Below are 26,443 nucleotides of genomic sequence, written 5' to 3'. Positions count from 1 at the left end.
TACAGCTACTATAAAACGAAAAAAGGATAGCCTCCCGAGGAAGCTATCCTTTTTGTTATTACGGATTCACAGTATTTTTCGGAGGAGAAGCCAGATCACGCAGGATCGCTACCTCTACCCGTCTGTTTTTCGCTCTGCCTTCTGCCGTCGTATTCGGCGCTACCGGATGGTATTCTCCCAAGCCTGTCGCGCTGAACTTCGTCGGGTCTAGGTTCTTGTTTTCCAGAAGCACCTTCAAGAAGTTAACGGAACGTTTGGCACTGAGATCCCAGTTGGATGGGAACTCTGCTCGGCGAATCGGCACATTGTCCGTATGACCGGTTACGGTCACTTTTTTCGGGTGAGGCACCAGCATCGCTGCCATTTCAGACGCAAGCTTTCTCGCTTCCGGTTTCAGATCAGCTTTACCGGAGTCAAACAGCGCATTGTCCAAAATGGTGATCAGCAGTCCTTCTTCGGTGAGCTTCGTCTGGAGCTTGTCCTGCAGCTTGTTTTGCTGAATGTATCCTTCGAGCTGTGTCTGTAGCTTTTTCAAGTCCTCTGTCTCTTTGCGGACCGCTTCTTCCAGACGCTTTTCTTCTTCTGTCTTCTGTTTTTCTGCTTCCTGTGCGCCTTTGTGCAAGGTTTGCTGCTGAAGTTCCGGGTCTAGCGGCACCGGACTCGGGTAGTTCATGACACCTACACCGCCGTTCATAGCAATGTTGAAGGAGCGAACCATTTGGTCGAACTTCTTCGCATCCATCTCGCTAGAGGCGAACAACACGATAAACAAAGCGAGCAGAAGGGTGAGCAAGTCCGCGTATGGAATTAGCCAAGACTCGTCCATATGCTCTTCATGATGAGCATGTCTCTTTGGTCGCTTAGCCATTTACCGCAGCTCCTTCCTCCCTCTTCTCTTCCTTCATTTCTTCTTTCATTTCCGCACGCTCTTGGTACGGGATGTAAACCAGCAGCTTTTGTTCAATCGCAGTCGGGGAAACACCTGCTTGAATGGAGAGCAGTCCTTCGACCATGATTTTTTTGATTTCGATTTCTGCTTTTGATTTCCGTTTGAGCTTGGTCGCGAACGGATGCCACAATACGTAACCCGTGAAAATACCGAGCAAGGTAGCTACGAACGCAGCCGCAATGGATACACCCAGCGCATCGATATCACTCAAGTTACCCAGGGCGGCAATCAGACCGACAACCGCACCCAATACCCCGAGAGTCGGAGCGTAGCTTCCCGCTTGGCTAAAGACGAGGGCCCCTGCCTGATGTCGCTCTTCAATAGCGTGAATTTCTTCATTCAGAACATCGCGAACAAAATCCGGTTCCCCACCGTCAATGATCATCTTCATGCCGTTACGCAGAAATGGATCTTCAATCTCATCAGAAGTGTTTTCCAGTGCAAGCAATCCTTCACGACGAGCGATGGAAGCCCAGTTCATAAACTGACCGATCAATTCTTTTTTTTCAGGGAGCTTTTCTTCTTTAAAAATTATCTTGAAAAGAGCAGGAATACGTTTGATTTCCGACATAGGAAATGCATTACAGATAGCAGCAATAGTACCTACGATGATGATCATAAATGCTGCTGGATTCAGTAATGCCGCCGGACTCGCATGCTTCAAGATCATCCCGACCACTACCGCAATAATACCTAAAACTATACCTATCAAGGTAGACTTTTCCATCGTGACACTCCCTACTTCCATAATCGAAATCTATCTATATATGGTTTCGGAATTTTTGCTCTCACTTATGAGGCTTTTTGAAAAAAACCACTCATCCAAACGACTGAACTAGTCCAATCATGACCAAAAGTCCCAGGATGAACGAAAAAGTCGCGGAACGAGCATGACCATCTCCATGGCTTTCTGGGATGAGCTCCTTGTAAACGATAAACAGCATCGCGCCTGCGGCAAAGGAAAGCCCGTATGGCACCAGCCCTTGAACCACAGAGGTCAGGTAATAGCCACAGATCCCAGAGACGATTTCGACGGCTCCGGTCATCGTAGCCAAAATAAACGCCTTGAGACGACTAACCCTTTGATTAATCAGAAAGAGAGCGACCAGGAAGCCTTCTGGTGCATTTTGCAGACCAATTGCAAAAGAAATCAGGCCACCCAAGCCAGACTGTTCACTCGAATAGCTCACACCAACGGACAAGCCCTCTGGAATATTGTGCAAGGTAATCGCGGACAAAATCAGCAGCGATTGCGAATCCATCGAAATGTTGATTCTCGTATGCTCCAGATCGATATGCGGGACAATGCTTTCCAACACTGTAAGCATCAATGTTCCGGTAAGCACTCCCAAACAAACGATAATAAATGGCGCGCTCTGAAGTGCCTGTGGGATCAGACTGAATGTCGAGGCAGCCACCATAATTCCAGCCGTAAACGCCAGCAATATATCCCGCCATCGATGGGATACCGACTTGAAAAAAAGGATAGGCAAGGCGCCCACACCAGTAGCCATGGCAGAAAGAAAGCTACCTATCAGTAGTTGTTCCATGTATGTTCCTCCACGTAATAATGCCGCTCTTCAGATGATACCATATAGGTTCACGTAAAAAGATATCCGGAACAAACGGCCTTCTACTATCATATTTCCCGAATGGATATGGTACGCCTTTTTGTTAGGCCTTTTTTGTTAAACGGATCACATCCAGCAAATCGATTTTTTGTCTTGTTTTTTCATGATACAGCCATTTTTCCTGAACATGATCCACAAATAAAATTCCGTCTAAATGGTCGATTTCATGCTGCATACAAACCGCAAGGAACCCGTCTCCAGTAAGGATCATTTCCTCGCCTTGTCTGTTCAACGTCTTTACCTTTACATGCTCGGCTCTCTTTACATTGCCATAGTAACCCGGAAAAGATAAGCAAGCTTCCATTCCGATTTGTTCGCCACTCTTCTCTATGATTTCCGGATTGATGAGCTCAATTAATCCATCTCCGCAATCCATGACAATCACTCTCCGAAGAATGCCTACCTGTGGTGCGGCAAGGCCAGCACGGCCGTCCGTGGCATATAAGGTTTCAGCCATCTCATCCAGCAGCTTGAACGTTTTTGCATTCAGCTCATCCACTGGCTTGGCTACTTTGCGCAAGATTGGGTCTCCAAAAGGCAAAATTTGTTTCACTGCCATCTTTTTATGCTCCCTTCACTCTATTAGGCGGTGTATATGCCCACAAGTCATTTGGTGTACACTCCAGAGCTGTACAGAGTGCATCAAGTGTCTCGGCTTTCATTTGTTTGGGTTGACCGGTTAGTAAAGCACTGATGGAGGCTGGAGATAGACTGTAATTTGCTTTCTCTTTCAACAGCCTTGCTAAAGCGGCTCCCGTCCAAACTTCTCTTTCTGCCATGACTTTTCGCAACATCCAAACAAGCATCTTTTCACCCCTCATTTTTTTGGTATTAACTAATTTTATTAGGCAACACCTAATATACCATATTTTTGCATACAGAAATAAAAAAACGCCAAATCCTTGGCGTTTTTGATGTTCTACGTTTCTGATCGATATGTTTTTCCCAACTGATCACTCAGACCAAAATAATGGCGGAAGTTGTAAATCAGCGGATTCCATGCTTGAGGGTTCACGTGATGAGCACTTTGAACAATCTGTTTGTCTGCATGGACGTGACGCACTTCTGTCTCCACAATCGCAAACATGTCGGCATATTCCGGAAAACGGATGGTGCGGACGATTGCTTCGAGTTGAAGCGGGCATTCCCCCACTCGCTTTGGACGAACGATAGCAGAATCAACAGGAGTCAGCTTGGCTGTCTGAAACTTATCCGCTTCATAGCGGAAGCCCAGCTCCTTTTTATAGTCGGGTACGGGATTGCGGCCTGTTAGTGGGGCTAATGCTTCCACTTGCTGCCACATCGAGGCATCTGGCAAATTGATGACACACTCCGGCCGCTGACGCAAATTTTCCAATCCATGCGAGCCAAACCCGAGTCCCAGAATGACATAATTTCCTAACGCCCAAGACGATGAAATGGGGCTAATATTCGTTGTTCCGTCTTCATTTTCAGTCGTCAACAGGACGACGGGAGTTCCGTAATACAAAATCTTCGGCTGAATGGTCGTATGGCTAGTCATGAACATAGCCTCCTTTGACTAGAATCAATCTTGCTATGACTCATTCTAGTCGAGGATTATTTCCATCGCGCTCGAAGTATGAATGTATGCTTACCTTCACAAATTAGCGTGCTCCTGCTTTTTGCAGGATTTGTACAATCTCGTGATAACCTCGTTCTTTTGCACGATACAGAGGTGTTTTTCCTTCGCTATCCGGGATGTTCACATCAGCACCGTGGTCGATTAACAGTTGGATCATCTCTTGTTGTTTTTTTCCGCCATCATTCAATACGATTGCTTCCATCAATGCTGTCCATCCCGGATTGTTCACATGGTTGACGTCTACATCCGTCCGGGTAAGAAGCTCCTTTGCTACTTCCACATACCCATGTTCTGCCGCTGGAATCAAAGGTGTTCCTCCGTAGCGGTTATAAATCTTCGTATCTGGACCTGCATCGATAACCAGCTTCAAGATCTCTAGGTATCCTTCTGCTCCCGCATACAAGAACGGATTATCTTGCCGGTCGTCCTGAATATTGATGTCCGCTCCTGCTTCGATGAGGACCTTGACTGTTTCCACATGATTGCCGTGTGTAGCCGCCATCGCCGCTGTTCTTCCACGATCATCCTGTGCGTTTATCTCAGCCCCTGCTGCCAAGCTAGCCTTGACTTCATCGGTTTTGCCCTCGGATGCGGCAGAGAGCAGTTTTTTATTCAGTTCCTTCACTTCTTCTTGAGAGAGAGTTGGTTTTTTCCCTGGTTGAGACTGTTGTTGCGGTGGCTGTGGTGTTGCTGGTTGCTGCTGCTGTGCGGTCGTTACAGCCGGAGCTGTTGTGGACGGTTCATCCATGCAGCCAGTCAACAACATTCCGAATGGGATTGCAGTGAGAATGAGTTTGTACATTTCGGCACCTTCCTCCTTGGTATGTCATTGAGATATAGGCCTAAGCCCGGTTGCGTACCGAGCTTAGATTGCCTGTTAAGAGGTTTCGTTCGTGATTATTTTGTCGTGAAGGTCAGTCCTGCCCATTGCCCTACTGGAGTAACGGAATACATGGTGTTTGGCTCTAATTTGCCGCCGTTCATGATCTCAAAGATTCCCGTAGCGCCTTTGCGTGTTGTGACCTTGTATTGGGCAACAAGCTCTGTCCCATCTGGTGCTGTAAGCATGATTTGACGGAAAGCAAACAGTTCATCACGCGGGTCCGTGCTGAGTCTAACCTCCAGCGTAGTTTCGTTTACTTCTTTTACAGAGCGAATCGTAAGCGGGTTGATCGCTTTTGCAGTGAACTTGGCATCCTTAATATCCGCCCAATCAGATGTAACGGTGTATTCTACGCCTGGAATCAGTGTCTCCCCTGCCGGCAAACGGAATTTTGGCTCCTGACGGCCATCTGTGGCTTGTGTAAATGGAACGTACGTCGCTACGATTGGCTCGCCACCCTCTGGCGTGATGTACACTTGTGCCGTTCTCAGAGATGAAATGATCTCATAGCTCTTTCCACGGTAGCGATTGTTTTCATCCAAGACAAAGTCCAGACCATTTCGTTTCCCGACATTAGCCGCAATCACATTTTCATAGTCCGTTACGCCAGCGCGCAGGCTTGATTCGATCTCAATCGTATCGTACGCTACCTGACGAGCTTCGACCATGTCCAGCCTATCGCTGTTTGTTTCAAAAGTGCCTGCCTCATCGTCTTTGTATGTCAACGTGTAAGTCATGTCGGAAGCCTGAGGCGTCGTTGGAACAAAGTAAGTAGCGGTTGTCCCTGTTTTTAACTGCGGGATATTGCGAATCGTCAAACCGTTATCAAATTGGAAATTTTCCTGTGCTTGCGCAAGTGCCAGATCTTCTGTTACGAGTGGAGCAGAGAAAGTAACTTCCAATGTAATCGGATTGAGCGACTTGATGCTACGTACTTCTGCATTTTCATCTGGTTGGGCATCCGTTGTTACAGACACGTTTCGCGCTGTAGCCCATTCGCCTACTGGTTCTACCTGATAGGTGACATTTGAAGCAAGCTCTTCGCCGTTCATGATTTCAAACGTTCCCGTTGTTCCTTTGCGCGTCGTAAATTGATATTGGGCAACCAGCTCTGTTCCATCTGGAGCTGTCAACGTGATTCGGCGGAGTGGAAAAATCTCTTCGCGCGGATCTCGTCGCAGTGTGACATCGAGTGTTGTTTCACTTGTTGCTTCTACAGACTGGATGGTAAGTGGATCGATATCTTTCGCCGTAAAGCTAGCGTCACGGAAAACAGCCCAGTCAGCGGAAACGGTGTAAGTGACACCCGGCTCAAGCTGCTCCCCCTCTGGCAGACGGAATTTCGGTTCTTGACGACCATCCGTATTCTGGGTGAACGGAACATAAGTAGCAATGATCGGCTCACCGTTTCTTGGTGTCAGAGTTACTTGTGTACCGCGCAAGGAAGAGATGATTTGGTATTCCTTGCCTTTGTAACGGTTGTCCTCATCCAGTTCAAAGTCTAGACCGCCTCGTTTGCCTGCGTACGCTTCGATTACATTCCCGTAATCCGTTACGCGGTCACTCAGGCGCGACTCTAGCTCAATGGTATCATTGTCTACCTGACGTGCCTCTCTCATATTGATTTGTTCTGTGTTGGCTGTGAAAGTGCCTGCTTCCTCGCCTTTGTAGCTGAAGGTATACGTCGTTCCTTCCTCTTGCGGAGTAGTAGGTACGATGTAGGTCGATTTGAATCCAGTTTTTAGCTGTGGAACATTTCGAATGGATAGGTCGTTATCAAATTCGAAGTTTTTCTGTGCGTTGTTGAGTGCAACTTCTTCAGAGCTGAGCGGCTCTGCAAAGGTGATCTCTAGTGTAATCGCATTCAGAGACTTAATGCTCGTTACCTCGACAGCTTCGCTTTCGTCCTGCTTATCATGAGAGGCTGCTCTCGCTACTGTATCCATGTTCAGAACGTTGAAAGGAACCGCTACCCCTGTTCCAAGCATCGACGCGAGTAAAAGTAGTGAGAGGTGCTTTTTCGTTTTCTTCATACGATCATCTCCTTGTCTACGATGGGGGATCAACCCTCTGAATCTATCGTAGTCGGTAGAGATAAACTCCTACTAAACCTGTTCTTAATGAACTATTTCGTAAAGATTAACTTTTTCTAAAAAAAACAAAAACGCCAATCACTTTGGCGTTTTTGCGTTCGTTTGTACGGTATATGCCTACACCTTAAATCGGCGAATCATGTGCTGTAGCTCTTCTGCCATATTGGAAAGAGCTGTCGCTGACGAAGCGATTTCCTCCATAGATGCGAGCTGCTGCTGTGTAGCAGCGGAAACGTTTTGCGTGCCATCAGCAGTCAAGTCGGAAACTTCGCTGACCAGTTCCATCGCTTGTACAACCTGTTCGGAATGGGCAGACACTTCCTGAGCAGATGCAGAAACGTTGTGTATCTGGTCGGCTACTGTGCCAATCGAGTTCTGAATTTGACCGAAAGTTTCGCCCGCACGATGAACGACACGAATCCCTTCTTGTACTTCCCGGGTGCCTGTTTCCATCGATTCGACCGCGACTTTTGTATCTGTCTGAATCGTACTGATCAACTGCGCAATTTTTTGGGCGGACTGTGCTGATTGCTCTGCCAGCTTCCGTACTTCATCTGCTACAACCGCGAACCCACGGCCGTGTTCTCCTGCGCGTGCTGCTTCGATCGCTGCATTGAGGGCGAGCAGATTGGTCTGATCCGCAATGCCTGTGATGACCTCGATGATCTCTCCGATTGCTTGAGAATGATTACCCAGACCGTCTACCACGGATGAGAGCTCACGCATGGATGCGTGGATCGCATTCATTTGTTGAACCGCTTCCTGAATCGACTGGTTCCCTTCTCCTGCCATGTTGGCTACTTCGCTCACCATATTGGATGTTTGCTGTGCATTATTTGCGATTTGACGAATTCCTCGTGACATGTCATCAATGGATTTCGCCCCATTCTCTACACTCACTACCTGGCGATCAACGCCTGCTGCCACCTCCTGAACAGTAACAGCAATTTGTTCGGTGGCCCTGCTCGTCTGATCGGCACTTGCCGTCAATTGCTCAGCCGATGCGGCTACCTGCTCAGAAGTTCCGCCTACCTGACGAATGACCGTTGTTAAACTGCTTGTCATCTCATTGAACGAATTCGTCAGATCCAAAATCTCGTCACGAGTTTTGACAACCAATGGCTCTGCTCGCAAATCTCCATCGGCAACTTTCTTCATCTCTTCCATCAAACGCAAAATCGGTTGACGAATGCTTGTAGTCAGTACGACAGCCAGTGCTACACATGCAATGACAGAGATAACCATGATAATAATCATGTCCCGCTTGACTGACTCATACAGTTCCGTACTTTCCGTACCGGCGCGTTGTGCTCCCTCACTGTTATACGTCATCATGGCATCCAAATATTTCTTGCGTTCTAAAAACAATTCACTGCCTTTTTTCTTGATGCGATCCAGCTCGGCCATATCTGCATCGGTAGCTGGTCTTCTGATGTCTACCTTTTTGGCGATTGCCACATATTGCGGACTGAATTCCTCATAATTTTTCAGTGCCTGCTTCAATCCTTCAAAATTATTACGGTCTTCTTCACCGAAAATCGTTTTTTCATAACTGGTCAATAAGCCGTCCATATAGGCAAATTGGTCATCGACTTGCTTAGCATACTTGTTCTTGTCATCCATGCTCTCTGACGTAAGCATGGTTTGCGTAACTCCGTAAATGGTTTCCAGTGTCATGTTGATCTTCAAAATATCTTCCAGACCTGGGCGCCAATTCGTATTCATTTCCACCATCTTCTGATTCATCTGTTGCATCTTGGTAATGGTCGTGATCCCCATAAACAGCATAATAACCAGGATCAGCGCGTACGCACTACCTAATTTTTTTCCGATCGTCCATTTCATTTCGTAAACACCACTTTTCTTGACTTATGATGATAGCGTAATCTCCTTTTCCCGCCCAACTGATGGAATAAACCTTATTGCGCACAAAAAAATGGATCTTTACACAAAAATGATAATCCACAATTCAGAAAACTCCTGTAAGATAGATGAAAATAAAGCGGAATGGAGGACGGTTGATGCAAAACTACGACGTCATTATTGTTGGAGCAGGATCGATGGGAATGGCAGCAGGCTACTATCTGGCGAAGCAGGGCGTGCGTACACTCATGATCGACGCCTTTGATCCCCCACACACGATGGGCAGCCATCATGGGGATACCCGTATCATTCGCCATGCGTATGGAGAAGGAAAACAGTACGTCCCGCTTGCGTTGCGTGCACAACAGTTGTGGTCAGAATTGGAACAAGCATCCGGCATACCGATTTTCGCCAAAACAGGTGTTTTGAACGCTGGACCCTTGCATTGTCCTTTCCTGAATGAAATTCGGGAGAGCGCCGAGCAGTACTCCCTGCCGTTGGAAGTACTCCGTGCCGATGAGGTCATGCAACGCTGGCCCGGAATCCATCTGCCTGCTGATTACTACGGTTGCCTGGAGCCTGCCTCAGGTGTACTTTATTCCGAAAACGGCATTCGCGCCTATCGGGAGCTCGCCCTTGCCCGAGGAGCTGCGCTGTTGACGAACACGCCAGTCACGCAGTTGGAACCGGCAGGAAACGGGTTCATCGTGCATACGGAATCTGCCAGCTACCACAGCGATAAAGTCCTTCTATCCGCCGGTGCTTGGAATGGTTCTCTCCTTGACTCATTGGGCTTGTCCATCCCGCTCACGCCTACACGCAAAACGGTCGCCTGGTTTGGTGCTGATGAGAGCCAGTACAGTGCGGATGGCTTTCCCGCTTTCATCTTTCGCCTTCATGACTCCATGTTCTACGGATTTCCCAGCTTGGATGGCAGTGGTGTAAAAATCGGACGCCACGACGGAGGTCAAGTCATCGATCCCGACAAACTGGAACGTACCTTTGGCACCTATTTGTCAGACGAAGGCGATGTTCGCTCTTTTTTGGAAGCGTATATGCCTGGAGCAGCCGGACCATTGCGACAAGGCAAGGTATGCATTTACACCATGACACCGGATGAGCATTTCGTCATTGACCGTCATCCTGAACATTCACAGCTTGTATTTGCCGCAGGCTTTTCCGGGCACGGTTTTAAATTCGCCAGTGCGATCGGGGAAGCGACCAGCCAACTGCTGGTAGAGGGAGCATCCTCCCTTGACCTGTCTATGTTTTCTTGGAAGCGATTCTCCTGTCCATAATAGAGGTTGTTCAAAAAGCCTCTCGCCGTATTTATGGCAGGAGGCTTTTGTTCGTTTTACCACTCCCAAGACAAAGAACCGATCTGCGCTGAAATTCGACTGCTCACTTGTATGGGAAGTCCAGAAGCTCTCATGGTGGAACGACCGTTGTCGTAGGGAAACAGGTAGGCGAAACCAGGCCGAGTCGCCTGATTGACCAGATAGGCAGACCTCATTGCTCCCGCTCTTCGTTGTTCATTCAAAAATGCTACCATCTCACTCGCTCGTTTGATCCCCGCACCATGCCCGTAATACAAGCCATTGCCGAGAACTACTGCATTTTCCCCTTGCCACTGCGGTGTCGCGCGATCGTAATCAGGATTGGCAAAATAAATCACATCACCAGGCAAGAAGGTATTTGTCCGTAATGTTTGCAAGTCCAGATCCTGATCGTACCGCCAGTCATATAGCAAGATGTCCGAAAACATTCGCTCAAAATCGGGTAAACGAATGGACTGTAGGACTGCATGATAAATAATAATGACCATCGCCGTAGCGCACTCCGTAGCGTATTTTTGGCCCTCACGAAAAATATTGATAATCCCGCTGGATGGCAGTACTCCCGGCCGCAAGCGGAATCCGCCCTGGTCAGTTCGAATCCAGTATGCTGGATTGGCACGAGATTCTTCAAAAGTAGAAAAGGCCAGGCCGCTTTCGTTCAGTGCCAAGGCAGACCTCACCAGATGATCGCGCATTTTCAGTTCAAATTGCAGGAGCTCAGGAGTCGGATATTCAAATGTTTCATCACTACGTGCCATAATCGCTACCGTTTCACGCTGTACCGCATTTAATCCCCATTCTGCTGCCAACGAGGCGGGATTAGCTGGTCTTCCCGCTATGACGATCATATACAACCTCCCCTTCACACACTGTCCTTCTTATTTGTATGCGAATGCCCATGTCCAAGTGATCGACTTAGAAAAACCATTAGAGAAACACGGAACATAGTGGAGGAGAAGAAAAAGCACAGTTCTCTTCGACTCTGACACGCCAGCAGGGGGATTTCACTGGACGTCTCCACTACAAAAAGGGGACCGTCGAGCCAAAGCCACCCTACAGGCGGAAGATTCTCAGGGGAGAAGTGTTCGACAAGTGGTCTCCTTTTTGTAGTTCCGACTGGGTAGGCGTTGTCAAGGTCTGCGAGCCCTGTGCTTTTTCTTCTCACTAGCCTTGTCCGTTGATCGGTACCTTCTAATAAAAAAATCCCCCGCCTGTTTGACCAGACGAGGGACCCTTTTTAGCCTTGTGCTTGTTTGACTGAATGTGCTGTCGGAGTCGTGACATGTTTTAAACGCGAGAACATATAGCAGCCGACAATGACGATTACACTGCCGAGCAATTGGATGAAGGTCATACGCTCCCCGAGCAAAAGAAAGGCGAGAATGGCTGTAAAAATAGGATTGAAATTGAGGAACATACCGGCTGAGGTTGCGCCGACCTTTTGTACACCGATATTCCACAACACCATGCTGACGACAGTCGCCATTACACCAACGTAGAACAGCGACAGCCAAAACGTCCAGTCTGTGTTGCTGATCGTAAATGTGGTGACATTAAAGGGCAGCATCAGCGCGACACCGAAAATCCCCGAGTACAGTGTGGACATCATCGGCGAGACCGTCTTCATCGCCCACCGCCCGCATACGGAGTAAATCCCCCACATGGCGACAGCGGCGAGCATCCACAGATCCCCTGTGTTAAAGTGCAATTGGGACAAGTGTGCGAAGTCTCCTTTTGTCATCACTACAAGCACGCCTGCAAACGAGACAAGCATCGCGACAATCTGCAATGGTCGAAGTTTATCGCCCATCAGCAAAAAGGAAAAAATCGCGATCGAAACCGGATTCAGCGTGGACAATAGACCGACATTGGTCGCGTCTGTCCGTTCAAGTGCCCAAAACATGAATAAATTAAAAAGTGCTACACCAGTTACTCCCATCACGATCAAAGGAAGAAGTGCTTCTCGCGTTGGAAAAATCCGCTTTTCGCGTATCCAAACAACCGGCAACAAGCAAACAACAGCAATGAGCCAGCGCAAATTAGTCAGCGTTAAGGAAGACGCGTGCCCGACAAGAAATTTACCGACAACAAAATTGCCTCCCCAAAGGAAGCTGGTACAGAGTAATAGGACGATATACAGCGGTCTCATGATGCCTCCTGCCATGTTGAAAGAGTGTGGAGCTTTTTATTTGTTCTCTATCATACACCTTTCGCCAGCATTTCGGCGGTCATGTTGCACTTTCCATTTTTATCCTTTCAAACCCGAATCCATGATTGAAACACAAAAAGGGGCTATCTAACAGCCCCTTCCTTCACACAGCCAGCCACGACATGATCACCGGCAGCAAGGTAAACGCCCATACTACCGTAATCATCGCTCCGGCAATCACAGCCAAAGTCGCACTGCTTCCTTCTGTTTCCCCACGTTCAAAAGCTTTTACCATCCCCAACGCATGTGCGCCCATTCCGTACATCAAGCCGATGGAAACAGGATGACGGAGCCTCATTCTCTTGATGATTTTGGGAGCCAAAAAAACGCCTGCGAAGCTGGTCAGCATGCCGAATACTGCCGTCATCGTCGGCATACCACCAATCGCCTCGGTTACACTCACCGCAATGGGCAGGGTAATCGAGCGAGGAATGACGCTAATCGCCGCTTCTTTTCCCAATCCGACGAGCATCGTCGTGGAAACACCTGCAATGATGGCAATGAGGGAACCCGTAGCAAGACTCGTCAAAATCATCCGGCGATGCGCCATTAACACCGACCAATTTCGGTACAGCGGAATCGCAAACGCCACTGTAACTACACTCATCATCTCACTAATGAGCGAGGTCGCTTCACTGTACACCTGATAAGGAATGCCTGCAAAAAGCAAAAACAGAATCAATCCAATCGGCGCCAAAATGGCCGGAGAAAACAGCAGAGACGGTCTTTTCTTGTTGAACCGTTTGGCTGCATAGAAGAAAACGAGTGTCAGGAGCACGCTAGACGTTTTCCACAGGATCATGCTGCTTCACCTCTCCACGATTGAACAGTCGCTCAGCAATAACACCTGTCGAAATCATTACTAATGCACAACCGCTCACGACGACCACAAGCACCAGCAATCCTTTTATCCCCAATAACCATGGATACTGCATCATCCCGACCAACGAAGGTACGAAAAACAGGATCATCTGCGAGAATAACAGAGTCGCTCCTGCTTCCACCCACTGTAGACGAATCAAGCCAGTATATAGACATATGAACAAAAGCGCGAGTCCGATCAAACTGCCGGGAACAGGAAGGTGAAAAAACGAGGTCACCCATTTCCCAAGCCAGGTGAAGCCGAACAAAAGTAAAACTTGTGCGATGATGGAGAACCATCTTTTCATCGAGACCACCCCAGTTGCTCTACAAAGGTTGTTCAAAAAGTCACTGTTTGAACGAGTTACCTTCATTCTAAGCTGTCTCGATTCCATTGGTACAATACATAAAAATCATCATTTCTATTCCATTTGGTTATGGCTGTACATTTTCTCTACAAACGATAGGAAAGCCTTTGTCGCATGCGATAAATACCCTTCTTTTCGATAAATCAAGGCATACTGCCAGTCAATCACCGGGTAGGAAATGTTGACGGTGTGCAATTGTCCGTTATTCAAGCGTCTCACAATGGAGCGTGGAATGAGTGATATCCCCAGTTGGGTAGCCACCATCTCTCCGACAAAATCCCATAAAGAGCTCATGTAAGCAACTTTCGGTTCAAAGCCGGACAGCTTGCACGCTTGGCGCACCACATCATGCATCGCGTACTCTTCGGTAAACAAAATGAAAGCCTCGTCCTTGAGCTGTTCCAAGCTCACCTCATCGACTCCCGCGAGCCAATGCTCCCGATGAACGATCGCGACGAGGTCCTCTGCGAGCAAGGGAACCGCCACAAATTTCTCCTGATCCGTTGGAAGAACGGTTAAGGCCACATCGATGCTTCCTTGCTCCATTTGGATTTCAAGCAGCTTGGCGCTGTATTCCTTCATCTCGATATCGATGCCTGGGTACTGCTTTTTAAACAAGGCAATCACATTCGGCAAGAGAAAAGAACCCACCGTTGGCATCATGCCCAGCTTGACCCGACCACGCTCGACATTTCGCAATTCTGCAATCGACGACGACATACCTTCCATCAGTTGCAACACTTTGGTCGCATAGCTGTAGACCATTTCCCCTGCATCTGTCAGATCCATTTTCCGCTCCGTCCGATCCAGCAGAACTACCTCAAGCTCTTCTTCCAATGCCTTGATCATTTTACTGATAGAAGGCTGAGAAACGTGGAGGGATTGCGCGGCCTTCGTAAAGTTTTTATGTTTGACTACTTCCACAAAGTAATGTAGCTGTCGAATATCCATGATGCCCTCCGTTTTCGTCCAATCACAAGCGTTAGCTACAGATTACCACAGGCGAGAGTATGCAAAAAAGCCAGGTACGCAGTCGCGCCCTGGCTTTTCCTCTAGCGTGAGTTAGTTCACGGTTACTTGAATTTTTACGACTTTACCATTATACGTAGCCGCAATCGTTGTACGCCCTGCTTTCACAGCGGTGATCTTGCCATCTACTACAGTCGCTACGGAACTGTTCGTAGAAATCCAGTCTGCATCAACTGTGATATCGACCTTGGCTTTGTCTGTATAGACAGCAGATACCTTCAAGTCTTTAGATTCGCCTACTTTGAGAGCGACCTTTTTCGTGTCAAATTCCAGCTTGGAGATGACAGCAGACTCTACAGGGATCGAGATCGTCTTTCCACCATAAGTTGCTTTGATTCTCGTTTTGCCAGAGCCTACAGTTGTTACGACTCCGTTTTCAACTGTAGCGACTTTTGCATCGTCGGATGTCCACTTGGCTTTGCTTGTAACATCGACTTTTTCTTTGGTAGACAAGGTAGCCAGCAGCGTAACCGACTGGGTAGTGTCTGGACGCAGATACAGCTTTTTCTTATCACTGTCCAGCTTGGAGACGACATCCACCTCTACTGGAATAGATACGCTTTTTCCACCGTACTTCACTTTGAGCTTCGCTGTGCCCGAGCCTACTGCTGTAACCAACCCATTCGTTACTGTTACGATTTCCGTATCATCGCTTTCCCACTCTGCATTGGCGGTTACATCAGTGGTAGACTTGTCAGAGAAGGTTGCTGTTGCGTTTACCTGCTTCGTGCTTCCTACGCTCAGAGCCAGTTTCTTCTGGTCAGCAGTGAGCTTGGAAATCACCTCGATCTCAACAGGGACACTCACACTTTTGCCCCCGAAGCTTGCTTTCACTCTTGTTTTACCGGAGCTAACAGCGGTTACCAAGCCTTTTTCAACGCTTGCGATATCACTGTCAGAGGAAGTCCACTCTGCTTGCTGCGTGACGTCTTCCGTTGTTTTATCCGTGTATTGCACGCGGACGTTCAACTGCTGTGTCCCCGCTTTTTTCAATTTTACTGTCTTTGTATCAACCACAAGCTTGGAAATCTTCTTCTGCGTACTTGTCGTCGCAGAATTTGCCAATGCCGGTACTTGGCCGACACTGGAAAAGATCAGCCCAACGGTAACAGCCGTAGCGAGCATACCTTTTTGCCAATTTCTCATGCTCACATCCCACTCCTTTTCCTTTCTACTTTCCACCATTTTCTATATCGGCTAAACAGCCTTACTTGTTGAATACAAAATGGCAAAGATAGTCATGATTCTTCTGCCCATGTCCCTGCCAAGGGAGCAAAGTGCTGCATCGCCAAAGCTCCTGCTCCCATCACGATTGCCTCCCCCTTCAATTCGGAAGGAATGACGCGAAATTTCCCCTTGAATGGCTCCCAGATCACTTGATCGCTATGCTCCTCGACCAAGTCAATGATTTCGCGATAATTCTCCACCAAATCACCGCTTACAATCACGGTATCTGGATTGTACATGCATACAATATTGTTAATCGTGATGCCGAGGTACAACGCGGTACGAGAGACGATTTCCTTCGCCCAGCGCTCTTCGTTTCTCGCCGCCGCGAACACCTGACGGACATCACTGACATCCTTCACTCGACGCGCTTCCATGATCAAAGAATTTTCGTCTATGTATGTTTGCAGGCATCCGCGTTTTCCACATTCGCACAGATTCCCATTCGGATCGAGCGTCGTATGCCCCAGCTCTCCTGCGCTATTTGAGCCCCCGCGAAACACTTCGCCATTGATAATCAGCGCAGAACCGATACCCGTGCCAATGCCGATCAAAGCTGTCTTGTTTGACCCTTTGGCAGATCCGTACAAGTACTCCGAGAGGATTTTCACCTTCAAATCGTTGTCGATAACGGTTTTGATTTTCAACCTTTTTTCAATCAGGCTGGCAAACGCTACGTCCTTCCAGTCCAGCGTAGTGGATAGCTGAACAATCCCTCGCTCATAATTGATCACCCCTGGCATCCCAATGCCGATCCCGACCACTTTTTCTAACGGAATGCCTGTCTGTTTGAGCATCCCTTCGATCTCGTTACAAATCAGTTCAGCCGTCTCTTCCGGTGTAGAATCCTGTGTTTTATGATCCATCCGGTGCTGTGCAATAATCGCTTCGCTAAAGTCCATGATTCCAAAGCTGATGCGCTTTTTTGCCATGTCCACGCCGATTGTATAAATGGCCCCCGGCTCGATGTCGAGCATGATTGCCTTCCTGCCCACACCTGATGAGGTAAGCTCCGTCTCCCGAATCAGTCCTTCTTCGCACAGCTCACTGACAAATCTGCCAATCGAGGTAGCGCTCATCCGCGTAATTTTGGCGATTTCTGCACGCGATATCGGTCTCTGCTTTTTGATAATGTCGAGGATCATTTGCTTGTTATGCTGCTTGGTCACGTCCTGATCTTGCTTCATGATTTTTTTCATCATACAAAACTCCCATCTTGCTTGAATTCCCGGTAGCATTCCTGCGCGATTATTCTCACACTACCTGTCGCCATTTATTACGTCAACTGGGCCAAACAAAAACCATCCGAATCACCTCGGATGGTTGCTACGATGCTATCGCTTGTTGTTGTTCAAATCATACGGTGTCTCTTGGTAAACGTAATAGTTTAACCAGTTGGAAAACATCAAATTCGCATGTGCGCGCCAAGTGACGATAGGCTCGCGACTAGGATCGTCCTTTGGATAGTAGTTACGCGGAACAGCAATATCCAAGCCTTTGTTCACATCCCGCTGATACTCATCTTGCAGGGTGGTCGGATCATACTCGGAATGTCCAGTCACAAAAATTTGTCTGCCATCCCTCGTCGCTACGATGTAAACCCCTGCTTCATCAGACTCGGACAAAATCTCCAGTTCAGACACTTGCTCGATGTCTTCCCTTCGATTTTCGGTATGCCTGGAATGCGGAATGTGGAAGTAGTTATCAAATCCACGGAACAGCTTCACATTTTGCTTATTGAGTGTATGAGGGAAGATTCCGAACATTTTTTCTGGCAATGGATGCTTCGGAACGCCAAAGTGATGGTAAAGACCCGCTTGTGCTCCCCAACAAATATGCAAGGTCGAAGTGACGTTCTCCATTTTCCAATCGAGGATTTCTGTCAGCTCCTGCCAATACGTGACGTCTGTGAACTCGAGCTGTTCCACTGGCGCTCCGGTGATGATCATGCCATCAAATCGCTGATCACGGATCTCCTCAAACGTTTTATAAAACATCGACAAATGTTCTTCCGACGTATTTTTGGAAGTATGACTGGACATGTGCAAAAGCACGATTTCCACCTGTAGCGGAGTATTCCCCAGGAGGCGGAGCAACTGTGTTTCCGTTGTTTCCTTCACCGGCATGAGGTTGAGAATGACGATCCTGAGCGGTCGTATGTCCTGTGTGAAGGCACGGCTGTCCTTCATCACAAAAATATTTTCTTGGGCAAGTATTTCCGTTGCAGGCAATTCGTCGGGCAATTTGATTGGCATAAAGATCCCCCTTTCCATCCTTTGAACACAGGTAGAAAAACAATAATCCGACAAATTCGACAAAAATACTAGCCTTCCTGCTAATTCCACAGGGGAAAACGAAAAAATCCCCTTGCAAGCAAGTTGCAAGAGGGCTCTTCCCTTAAATCCAGCCGCGCGCTTCCATCGCCTCCGTAATTCGCAAAAGCGAGATCATATAGGCTCCCGTGCGCAAGTCCACCTTGTATTGATCTGAGAGTTCTTTCACGGCGCGATAGGCGTTAATCATTGTCGTTTGCAGCTTTTCGTTTACCTCAACCTCGGACCAGTAGTAATTCATCAGGTTTTGCACCCACTCGAAATAAGAGACCGTTACGCCACCTGCGTTGGCGAGAATATCGGGAATAACGATAATCCCTTTTTCACGCAAAATGGCGTCTGCATCCGGTGTAGTTGGTCCGTTTGCTGCTTCTGCGATCCACTTGGCCTGAATGCTATGGGCATTCGCTGCTGTGATGACATTTTCCAACGCGGCCGGGATCAGAATATCCACTTCCAGCTCCAACAGTTGTTCATTGGAGATGACCGTACCACCTACATACTCCAAAATGGTGGCGTTGTCTTTTAACTGTCCTACCTTCTCGATGTCCAAGCCAGCAGCATCATAAATACCTCCGCGTGAGTCACTGACCGCCACGATTTTGAAGCCCAGCTCTGTTAAAAGCCTCGCTGCTATTCTTCCCGCATTGCCAAAGCCTTGAATCGCAACGGTTGTTTGCTCCGGCTTGCGTCCAGAATCTTTTAATGCCTCTAGTAAGGTAAAGACGCATCCGCGGGCAGTCGCTTCGTTTCTTCCTTTCGAGCCGCCGACACTTAGCGGTTTTCCCGTGATGACTCCCGGAGAATTCGCTCCTTTTAATCGACTGTACGTATCCATCATCCACCCCATGATTTGTGGGGTCGTATACACATCAGGTGCAGGTATGTCAGTATCTGGCCCGACAATATCAGCAATAGCTTCCATGAAGCCGCGACTGACTCGTTCCAGCTCGCTTTTGCTGAATTCGTGGGGATCACATATGACGCCACCTTTTCCACCGCCATAAGGAAGACCAACCACGCCACATTTGAATGACATCCACATGGAGAGCGCCTTGACTTCATCCATCGTCACATCCGGATGAAAGCGAATCCCTCCCTTGGTCGGTCCTACCGCATCATTATGCTGAGATCGGTAGCCTTCAAAGACACGCACGCTGCCATCATCCATCTTGACAGGAAAACTAACGGCCAATACTCGTTTGGGTCGCTTTAAAATTTCTACAGCATCACTCCGTAATCCCAACAATGCCGCTGCAGCATCAATCTGTTTCTGCACAATTTCGTATGGATTCAGGTTTTCTTTCTCTACAGTATTTAGCATCTCTCTTCCTCCCCAATACTTTCCACATGTGTTTTTCTACATCACCTTGGCGCAGAGCTAAAGGATGAATGGAGTAATTATATACGATGCAAGTAAATTCAGACAATTCATTTTCTTTGTTTTCACATTATTGTGTTATTTTTGGTACCCAAATAAAAAACGCCCGATGCATCCTCGCGACACATCAGACGTTTTCACTTATTTTTTCAAATATGCCTTCATCAGCTTTGTTTTCGTCTCCCACATCTCTTCGCTGATGTGCAGACGGTAATGCTCCGGATTCAGCATGCGCAAGTATTCAGGCCAAAACAGCTTGAGCTGCTCGCAATGGTAGTTGCGAATCTCTTGGAGGGTCGGCAGTTCATAGACCAGTTCCCCATCCACAAATACCGGAATGAGCAGCGACTCAGCCTGGTAGTTCTCCAAATGCTTGCTCAAATACGTATGGCTCGGATGGAACAAATGGAGAGGAGCTCCCTCATCGACTGTTGTTTCATGCGGGAAGCACATATAGTCAGCAATCGCTTTGCCTGTTTCTGGATCAATCAATCGGTACATATCTTTGATGCCCGGCGTTGTGACTTTTTCAGGATTCCCGGAGATTTTGATGGTCGGCTGATATTCTCCGTCCGCGCCTTCACGCGCTACCAGCTTGTATACGCCTCCGAGTGTCGGCTGATCCGCTGCCGTGATGAGCTGCGTTCCTACTCCCCAGCTATTTACGCGTGCTCCCTGTACTTTCAGGTTCATAATCGTGTGCTCATCGAGATCGTTGGAAGCGACAATTTGCACATCGGTCATACCTGCCTTATCAAGCATTTCGCGTGTCTTGCAGGACAAATACGTCAAGTCGCCACTGTCCAAGCGCACCGCCGTCAGCTTTTTCCCTTGTTTCTCCAGGCGTTTTCCGACCTTAATTGCATTAGGCACGCCGCTTTTGAGCGTATCGTAAGTGTCGACCAGCAAGGTTACCTGTCCTGGTAGAGCCGCTGCGAAGCGCTCAAATGCTTCCTCTTCGCTCTCAAAGCTCTGTACCCATGAGTGAGCGTGCGTCCCTTTTGTCGGGATGCCAAACATTTTCCCTGCCAGCATGTTCGAGGTCGCGTCGAAGCCAGCCAAATACGCTGCCCGTGTCCCCCACAGCGCAGCATCTGCCTCCTGCGCCCTTCTTGTTCCGAACTCCATGAGAACATCATTGCCCGCAACATTTTTAATCCGCGAAGCTTTGGTCGCAATCAGCGTCTGGTAATTCATGTAGTTCAACAGGGCCGTCTCAACCAACTGTGCCTCCATGACACGCCCCTCTACACGAATCAGCGGCTCGTTCGGGAAAACCACGGTTCCTTCCTTCACGGAGTAGAGCGAGCCCTTAAAACGAAGCTGGCGCAGCTCTTCCAAAAACTTCGGATCGTAGTTCTCCTCCTGCTCACTCAAATACTTGAGATCGCTTTCTTCAAAGCGTAAATTTTTTATATAGGAAACAATTCGTTCCAATCCGGCAGATACAGCGTATCCGTTTCCAAAAGGCAGCTTGCGGAAAAATGCTTCGAAAACGACCTTCTGATTGTGTGTTCCGTTCACCCAATGGGCGTACATCATATTAATTTGATATTTATCTGTGTGTAGTGCCACACCAAATGATTGCATGTCACTGAGGCCTCCTGTGTATTCCTTTCTTTCATCATACCAGAAGCGTCCGCTGGTGCCCATCCGCTGTGGAGGATATTAGGGAATGTGGTATAGTATGGGGATAAAAAAAGAAGCAATCGTGCAGGCTGGGAGTGAGCATAAGTTGAACAGAAAAATCGTTACAATTAGTAAAGGTTTGCCTAAAAGTAATATGTACAACGGCAAGGAATATCTCTCCGGCATTTGGAAGGAGGAAGCGGACGAGCTCGTTGTCCGTTCCGAAAAAATTGATGACGACGATATCGCGAATCCAGCGTACCACGGTGGCCCAGACCGCGTCGTCTGTGCGTATCCTTTTGAACATTATGCCCATTGGGAGAAGTTGCTCGGCCAACCTCTGACCAATGCGGCATTCGGAGAAAATCTCACACTCGCTGGCATGACCGAAGAGCAGGTCTGCATTGGGGATGTGTATCAATTCGGAGATACCATCCTGCAAGTGACCCAAGGCCGATTTCCTTGCGCGACGATCAACAAGCGCAACAACAATAACCAACTGCTCAAAGCGGTGGTGGAAATGGGCTATACGGGCTATTTCTTCCGTGTCTTGCAGGAAGGGACGATCAAGGCGGACTCCCAAATTTCCCTCATCACTGCACATCCAAAACAAGTAACGGTAGCGTCGATTCACCACTTATACTTCCACGACAAATCACCATCCCAAGAGACGATACAGCGTATGCTTGAGGTGGAGGAATTGGCCCTGCCTTGGCGGAATAAACTACTTGAAAAACTGGAAAAGAAGCAGCAATAGTGAAAGGAACGTCTCATGCGAATTAATAAGTTCATCAGTGAAACCGGCATTTGCTCGCGAAGAGAAGCCGATAAATTAATCGAGGCCAAGCGCGTGACGATCAATGGCCAACTCGCGGAACTGGGAAGTACGGTTGCGTCAGGAGATGATGTGCGCATCGATGGGCAGCCGCTCGGTGTCAAAAAGAAAGATGTCTACATCGCCCTGAACAAGCCTGTCGGAATTACGTGTACCACTGAACTGCACGTCAAAGGCAACATCATCGATTTCGTCAATCACCCGGAGCGGATTTTTCCTATCGGGCGACTGGATAAGGATTCGCAAGGACTCATCCTGTTAACCAATGACGGGGATATCGTAAACAAAATTTTGCGGGCGGAGAACAATCATGACAAAGAGTACATCGTCACCGTAGACAAGCCCATCACGGCGAACTTCTTGCACGGAATGGCAAACGGCGTACGCATTCTCGGAACAACTACAAAGCCTTGCAAAGTAACCAAAGTCAGCGACCGTGTCTTCAATATCGTGCTGACGCAAGGGCTGAATCGACAAATCAGACGGATGTGCCAGGCTTTTGGTTATCAGGTGCGAAAGCTCGAACGGATACGCATCATGAACATTGCTCTCGGGAATTTGAAATTGGGGCAATGGCGCAATCTGACGGCCAAGGAATTGACTGATCTAAATAAAAGCTTGTGAAATAGGGACGGGTTGGAGTCTGTATAGCGGCTCCTTCCCGTCTTTTGCATTTGTATGCGAATATTTTATTTTTACTGAAAACGATTATTTACACGCTCCTCCTTCTCCGTTTACCATATAAAAAACCATACGAGAGAAAAGAGGTGGAGAGATTCTCCCCGCACACTTTTAGGGGCGAATCTTGCGAGGATGAAACTGGTTTGTGTCGATTGCAGCAAGGAAGTGCCTGCCCATTTATTTGACTATCAATGCACGTGCGGTGGCTTGTTTGACATTATTCACGATACGTCGACCATCGATACCGAACAGCTAAAGCGCGTCTTTCACGAGCGGCTGTCAGAGCGTATGACACCTTATGCGAGCGGAGTATGGCGCTACAAAGAGCTGATTTTCCCCGAGCTTCCTGAAGAGTACATCACGACCAAGTACGAAGGAAATACAGGACTGTACGCATCTGCACTCATCCAATCGTATGTAGGAAGCAACAGCAAGGTATGGCTAAAGGCACAAAGCGAGAATCCGAGTGGTTCATTCAAAGACAACGGGATGACTGTCGCCGTATCACACGGTCGTTCATTAGGCTATCAACGCTTCACCTGCACATCGACTGGCAATACCTCATCCTCTCTCGCCATGTATGCTGCACTCGCTCATGGCGAATCGTACGTGTTTGTCCCGAACAAAAACATTTCCTTGAATAAAGTCATGCAAACACTCGCCTACGGAGCAAAGGTCATCAGCTTTGATGGCACTTACGATGATGGCATCCGCTTTTACGAGCAATACAGCAAAGAGCTCGGCCTCTATATCTGCAATTCGATCAATCCATTCCGCATTGAAGGGCAGAAGAGTATCGTGTACGAAATCGCCCAGTACCTCAATTGGAACCTCCCCGATTGGGTGGTCATCCCTGGAGGAGCACTAAGCAATGTGACGGCTCTCGGAAAAGGCTTGCAGGATTTGAAAAATCTCGGCTTTATCGAAAAGGTTCCAAGGGTGGCGCTCGTACAGGCGGAAGGTGCTAGCCCATTCCATCGCATGGTCGCAGGCGGGTACACCGAACTGACACCTGAACCCAATCCATATACACGTGCCTCTGCGCTCAACATCGGCAATCCGCCTAGCTGGAAAAAAGCGCTTCGTACATTAGAAGAAACGAATGGCGTTACCTGCTCCGTGACTGATCAAGAGATTCTCGACGCCAAAGCATGGGTGGATAAAAGCGGGATCGGTTGCGAGCCTGCCTCTGCTGCTACGGTCGCTGGATTGCGCAAGCTCATCGCAGGACAAGTGATCGACAAGGACGAAACAGCCGTGTGCATTTTGACAGGAAACATGCTGAAGGATACTGATGCACTGCAAGAGTATCATTTAGGGGAATCGGCACAAGCAAGCTATCCGAACAAAATTGTCTCGGCACAGCTCACGTTGAAAGAGATTGGTGCCATGCTTTCGTAACAGCTCATCTGAATTTTTTTAGTCAATATGCGCGAATAATTTGCTATCCTTTCAATATCCTGTTATGCTAGTAAAGAATTATTTTTGTTCGAAGCAACGGATAGCGTAGATAGCAAATTTTCGTCTAGATGATCCTGAGAGCAAGGATAGTAATATATGTGTGCTACACACTAGGAGGCAATAACAATGGAACAAGGTACAGTAAAATGGTTTAACGCAGAAAAAGGTTTTGGTTTTATTGAGCGCGAAGGTAAAGAAGACGTATTCGTTCACTTCTCTGCTATCCAAGGCGAAGGTTTCAAATCCCTTGACGAAGGTCAAAAAGTTACTTTTGACGTAGAACAAGGCCAACGCGGACCACAAGCTACTAACGTTCAAAAAGTTTAATTTAGCCATACACAAAAACAGACTCCTGCATGGGGGTCTGTTTTTGTGTTGTCTGAGTCTGAAACACAAATAAAAAACCCTACTCACGTAAATGGAGTAGGGAATGCTACAGAACAGTAAATGGTAGACTCAGTATAACACAGTACATAGCCCTTCCTAAAATTTTTGTATTTTCAAATACGGATTATTCAACCGCAGGTAGTTTTGAACGTTGAATATTAGTAATTTGTCCCCGCGTTACACGGAGCAGCCCTTCTTTTTCCATTTTCTTTAGTGTCCGGCTAATCACTTCACGAGCAGTCCCCAGCTCAATTGCCAACTGATCATGTGTAATGGCAAGCGAATCATTCTCCACACCTGTATGCTCAATCAAATATTCGGAAATCCGAACCCGAATGGATTTAAAGTTAATGTCGTCAATCAAGTTCGACATGATAATCAATCGACGCGCAAATGATTGAAAAATATACTGGCGAAAGCCTTGATGGTTCTCGATCCATTTCTTATAAATTTTCGTCGGGACGTTCAAGACCATACTCGGCTTCTCCACGCAAGCCGAAGCCTCATACACCGTTTCTCCCAATATGCTAGACGCGATGAGTGGGCAGCACTCGCCAGCCGATAGCCTGTACAATGTAACCTCTCTCCCATCACTGCTCAGTTTGAAAATGCGAACCAGCCCATCCAAGATTAATGGCGCATTCTCCAAAAACTCGCCTTCATCAATGGTAAAGTTGGCTGGAACCGTAGTGATGGAGATTCCCTCCTCTTGCCACTCTTCTGGAGTAAGTGCCGCCAGACTTGGAAAACGTGCAAGGACTTCCGCAATCTGCTCCTTTTGCATATGGACGAAGAACCTCCTTGTGAAAAAAATAACTTGGTGACAAAGTCACAGATTACCGATACAGATTTTTATTATTATTGCACTCAAGAGGGGACGAAAACAAGAAATAAGATGCGTAGCAGAAATTGGATCGGCTTACACTAATGAACAAATATCTTTCAAACAAAGGGGCTGTATGTGGATGAGTACTTATGTTTTGGTTCATGGAGCATGGCAGGGAGAATGGGTATGGGAACTGGTAAAGCCTGAGCTGGAATCATTGGGACACAAGGTTGTAACAATGGACTTGCCGGGAAGTGGACAAGATATGACCCCTCCACAAGAAGTAACCTTGGATTTATATGTAGAGAAAGTAGCCAACCTGATTAAGCAGCAAAAAGAAAAAGTAATTCTTGTCGGACACAGCATGGGAGGACTCGTCATTACACAAACAGCCGAGCATGTACACGATAAGATCGAGAAACTCGTTTATCTTTGTGCTTTCTTGCCGAAAAACGGGGAAAGTCTCGTAGGGAAGTCAGAAGGAGAAAAGGGACCGCAATTTACGTTAAATGAGGAAGACATGACGCTCGTTCCTAAACCTGAGACTGTGGAGCAAACATTTTTCAATGTGGTAGAGGACGATGCATTGCGACTGTCTTCGATGAAGCGTTGCCGTCCACAAGCGCTGGCTCCGTTTACACAACCAGTACAAATTACGGAAGAGAAATTCGGAAGCGTTGATCGCATCTATATCGAAACCACATTAGACAACGCAATTCCAATCGATTTTCAACGCAGAATGAATACAGAAACACCTTGCAGCAAAGTCATTACACTGGAAGCCGATCATGCGCCTTTCTTGTCCAAAACAGAAGAGCTGGTAAATCACCTCGATCAAGTAAGCAAATCATAAAATA

General features: G+C 47.7%; 26 protein-coding genes. 6 read left to right on the top strand and 20 right to left on the bottom strand.

Annotation, left to right across the window (positions count from 1 at the left end; all coding sequences use genetic code 11):
- Nucleotides 1–58: 58 nt before the first annotated feature.
- The 9 genes from motB to AB432_RS04820 form a co-directional block, all read right to left on the bottom strand.
- Entirely contained in the window at nucleotides 59–868 is an 810-nt protein-coding gene (motB, locus tag AB432_RS04860; RefSeq protein ID WP_048031288.1) for a flagellar motor protein MotB, read from the bottom strand.
- The gene (motA, locus tag AB432_RS04855) at nucleotides 861–1,676 is read right to left on the bottom strand and encodes a flagellar motor stator protein MotA (protein WP_048031287.1); all 816 of its coding nucleotides are present in this window, start codon (nucleotides 1,674–1,676) and stop codon (nucleotides 861–863) included. The genes motB and motA overlap by 8 nt, the downstream gene beginning before the upstream one ends.
- A 91-nt stretch (nucleotides 1,677–1,767) precedes the next feature.
- Nucleotides 1,768–2,499: a ZIP family metal transporter gene (locus AB432_RS04850; protein ID WP_048031286.1), complete on the bottom strand. Its 732-nt coding sequence runs from the start codon at nucleotides 2,497–2,499 to the stop codon at nucleotides 1,768–1,770.
- Nucleotides 2,500–2,623: 124 nt separating this feature from the next.
- On the bottom strand, nucleotides 2,624–3,139 hold the full coding sequence (def, locus tag AB432_RS04845) for a peptide deformylase (RefSeq protein WP_048031285.1): 516 nt from the start codon (nucleotides 3,137–3,139) through the stop codon (nucleotides 2,624–2,626).
- Nucleotides 3,140–3,143: 4 nt separating this feature from the next.
- A complete protein-coding gene (locus AB432_RS04840) occupies nucleotides 3,144–3,386 on the bottom strand; it encodes a helix-turn-helix domain-containing protein (protein ID WP_048031284.1) in 243 nt (80 codons plus the stop codon).
- Nucleotides 3,387–3,499: 113 nt separating this feature from the next.
- Entirely contained in the window at nucleotides 3,500–4,102 is a 603-nt protein-coding gene (locus AB432_RS04835) for a flavin reductase family protein (protein ID WP_048031283.1), read from the bottom strand.
- A 103-nt stretch (nucleotides 4,103–4,205) separates the two neighbouring features.
- Nucleotides 4,206–4,985: an ankyrin repeat domain-containing protein gene (locus tag AB432_RS04830; RefSeq protein ID WP_048031282.1), complete on the bottom strand. Its 780-nt coding sequence runs from the start codon at nucleotides 4,983–4,985 to the stop codon at nucleotides 4,206–4,208.
- A gap of 95 nt (nucleotides 4,986–5,080) precedes the next feature.
- On the bottom strand, nucleotides 5,081–7,099 hold the full coding sequence (locus AB432_RS04825) for a hypothetical protein (protein WP_048031281.1): 2,019 nt from the start codon (nucleotides 7,097–7,099) through the stop codon (nucleotides 5,081–5,083).
- A gap of 177 nt (nucleotides 7,100–7,276) precedes the next feature.
- Nucleotides 7,277–9,004, bottom strand: a complete 1,728-nt coding sequence (locus tag AB432_RS04820; RefSeq protein ID WP_048031280.1) for a methyl-accepting chemotaxis protein — start codon at nucleotides 9,002–9,004, stop codon at nucleotides 7,277–7,279.
- 176 nt (nucleotides 9,005–9,180) lie between these two features.
- On the opposite strand from AB432_RS04820, the gene solA reads away from it, so the two are divergent.
- Entirely contained in the window at nucleotides 9,181–10,320 is a 1,140-nt protein-coding gene (gene solA, locus AB432_RS04815) for an N-methyl-L-tryptophan oxidase (protein WP_048031279.1), read from the top strand.
- 56 nt (nucleotides 10,321–10,376) lie between these two features.
- On the opposite strand, the gene AB432_RS04810 is transcribed toward solA, so the two are convergent.
- The 10 genes from AB432_RS04810 to AB432_RS04765 form a co-directional block, all read right to left on the bottom strand.
- Nucleotides 10,377–11,207 (bottom strand): protein-glutamine gamma-glutamyltransferase, encoded by an 831-nt coding sequence (locus tag AB432_RS04810; RefSeq protein WP_048031278.1) that lies wholly within the window; start codon nucleotides 11,205–11,207, stop codon nucleotides 10,377–10,379.
- A gap of 389 nt (nucleotides 11,208–11,596) precedes the next feature.
- Entirely contained in the window at nucleotides 11,597–12,508 is a 912-nt protein-coding gene (locus tag AB432_RS04805) for a DMT family transporter (protein ID WP_048031277.1), read from the bottom strand.
- A 163-nt stretch (nucleotides 12,509–12,671) separates the two neighbouring features.
- Entirely contained in the window at nucleotides 12,672–13,370 is a 699-nt protein-coding gene (locus AB432_RS04800; RefSeq protein WP_048031276.1) for an LrgB family protein, read from the bottom strand.
- Entirely contained in the window at nucleotides 13,348–13,737 is a 390-nt protein-coding gene (locus AB432_RS04795) for a CidA/LrgA family protein (protein WP_048031275.1), read from the bottom strand. The genes AB432_RS04800 and AB432_RS04795 overlap by 23 nt, the downstream gene beginning before the upstream one ends.
- A 114-nt stretch (nucleotides 13,738–13,851) precedes the next feature.
- A complete protein-coding gene (locus AB432_RS04790) occupies nucleotides 13,852–14,748 on the bottom strand; it encodes a LysR family transcriptional regulator (protein WP_048031274.1) in 897 nt (298 codons plus the stop codon).
- Nucleotides 14,749–14,859: 111 nt separating this feature from the next.
- Nucleotides 14,860–15,972, bottom strand: a complete 1,113-nt coding sequence (locus AB432_RS04785; RefSeq protein ID WP_048031273.1) for an Ig-like domain-containing protein — start codon at nucleotides 15,970–15,972, stop codon at nucleotides 14,860–14,862.
- Between the two features lie 92 nt (nucleotides 15,973–16,064).
- Nucleotides 16,065–17,255 (bottom strand): ROK family transcriptional regulator, encoded by a 1,191-nt coding sequence (locus AB432_RS04780; protein ID WP_235617617.1) that lies wholly within the window; start codon nucleotides 17,253–17,255, stop codon nucleotides 16,065–16,067.
- 132 nt (nucleotides 17,256–17,387) lie between these two features.
- Nucleotides 17,388–18,308, bottom strand: coding sequence for a homoserine O-acetyltransferase MetA (metA, locus tag AB432_RS04775; RefSeq protein WP_048031272.1), 921 nt, complete (start codon nucleotides 18,306–18,308; stop codon nucleotides 17,388–17,390).
- Between the two features lie 142 nt (nucleotides 18,309–18,450).
- Complete coding sequence (locus tag AB432_RS04770) at nucleotides 18,451–19,710, bottom strand: Glu/Leu/Phe/Val family dehydrogenase (RefSeq protein ID WP_048031271.1); 1,260 nt, start codon at nucleotides 19,708–19,710, stop codon at nucleotides 18,451–18,453.
- A gap of 198 nt (nucleotides 19,711–19,908) precedes the next feature.
- Nucleotides 19,909–21,357 (bottom strand): nicotinate phosphoribosyltransferase, encoded by a 1,449-nt coding sequence (locus tag AB432_RS04765; protein WP_048031270.1) that lies wholly within the window; start codon nucleotides 21,355–21,357, stop codon nucleotides 19,909–19,911.
- A gap of 85 nt (nucleotides 21,358–21,442) precedes the next feature.
- Between AB432_RS04765 and AB432_RS04760 the strand changes: the two genes are divergently transcribed.
- From AB432_RS04760 to AB432_RS04745, 4 genes are all read left to right on the top strand, one after another.
- Nucleotides 21,443–22,153, top strand: coding sequence for an MOSC domain-containing protein (locus AB432_RS04760; protein ID WP_235617616.1), 711 nt, complete (start codon nucleotides 21,443–21,445; stop codon nucleotides 22,151–22,153).
- A 15-nt stretch (nucleotides 22,154–22,168) separates the two neighbouring features.
- Entirely contained in the window at nucleotides 22,169–22,855 is a 687-nt protein-coding gene (gene rluF, locus AB432_RS04755) for a 23S rRNA pseudouridine(2604) synthase RluF (RefSeq protein ID WP_048031269.1), read from the top strand.
- Between the two features lie 189 nt (nucleotides 22,856–23,044).
- Entirely contained in the window at nucleotides 23,045–24,313 is a 1,269-nt protein-coding gene (gene thrC / locus AB432_RS04750; RefSeq protein WP_048031268.1) for a threonine synthase, read from the top strand.
- Between the two features lie 186 nt (nucleotides 24,314–24,499).
- Complete coding sequence (locus tag AB432_RS04745) at nucleotides 24,500–24,700, top strand: cold-shock protein (RefSeq protein WP_048031267.1); 201 nt, start codon at nucleotides 24,500–24,502, stop codon at nucleotides 24,698–24,700.
- Nucleotides 24,701–24,884: 184 nt separating this feature from the next.
- Here AB432_RS04745 and AB432_RS04740 read toward each other — a convergent pair whose 3' ends face one another.
- Entirely contained in the window at nucleotides 24,885–25,544 is a 660-nt protein-coding gene (locus tag AB432_RS04740) for a Crp/Fnr family transcriptional regulator (protein WP_048031266.1), read from the bottom strand.
- 181 nt (nucleotides 25,545–25,725) lie between these two features.
- Between AB432_RS04740 and AB432_RS04735 the strand changes: the two genes are divergently transcribed.
- The gene (locus AB432_RS04735; protein ID WP_048031265.1) at nucleotides 25,726–26,439 is read left to right on the top strand and encodes an alpha/beta fold hydrolase; all 714 of its coding nucleotides are present in this window, start codon (nucleotides 25,726–25,728) and stop codon (nucleotides 26,437–26,439) included.
- The last annotated feature ends 4 nt before the right edge of the window (nucleotides 26,440–26,443 follow it).

It is taken from the genome of Brevibacillus brevis (assembly GCF_001039275.2).
Taxonomy (GTDB): Bacteria; Bacillota; Bacilli; order Brevibacillales; family Brevibacillaceae; genus Brevibacillus; species Brevibacillus brevis_C.
This window is presented reverse-complemented; position numbering and strand designations above follow the sequence as displayed.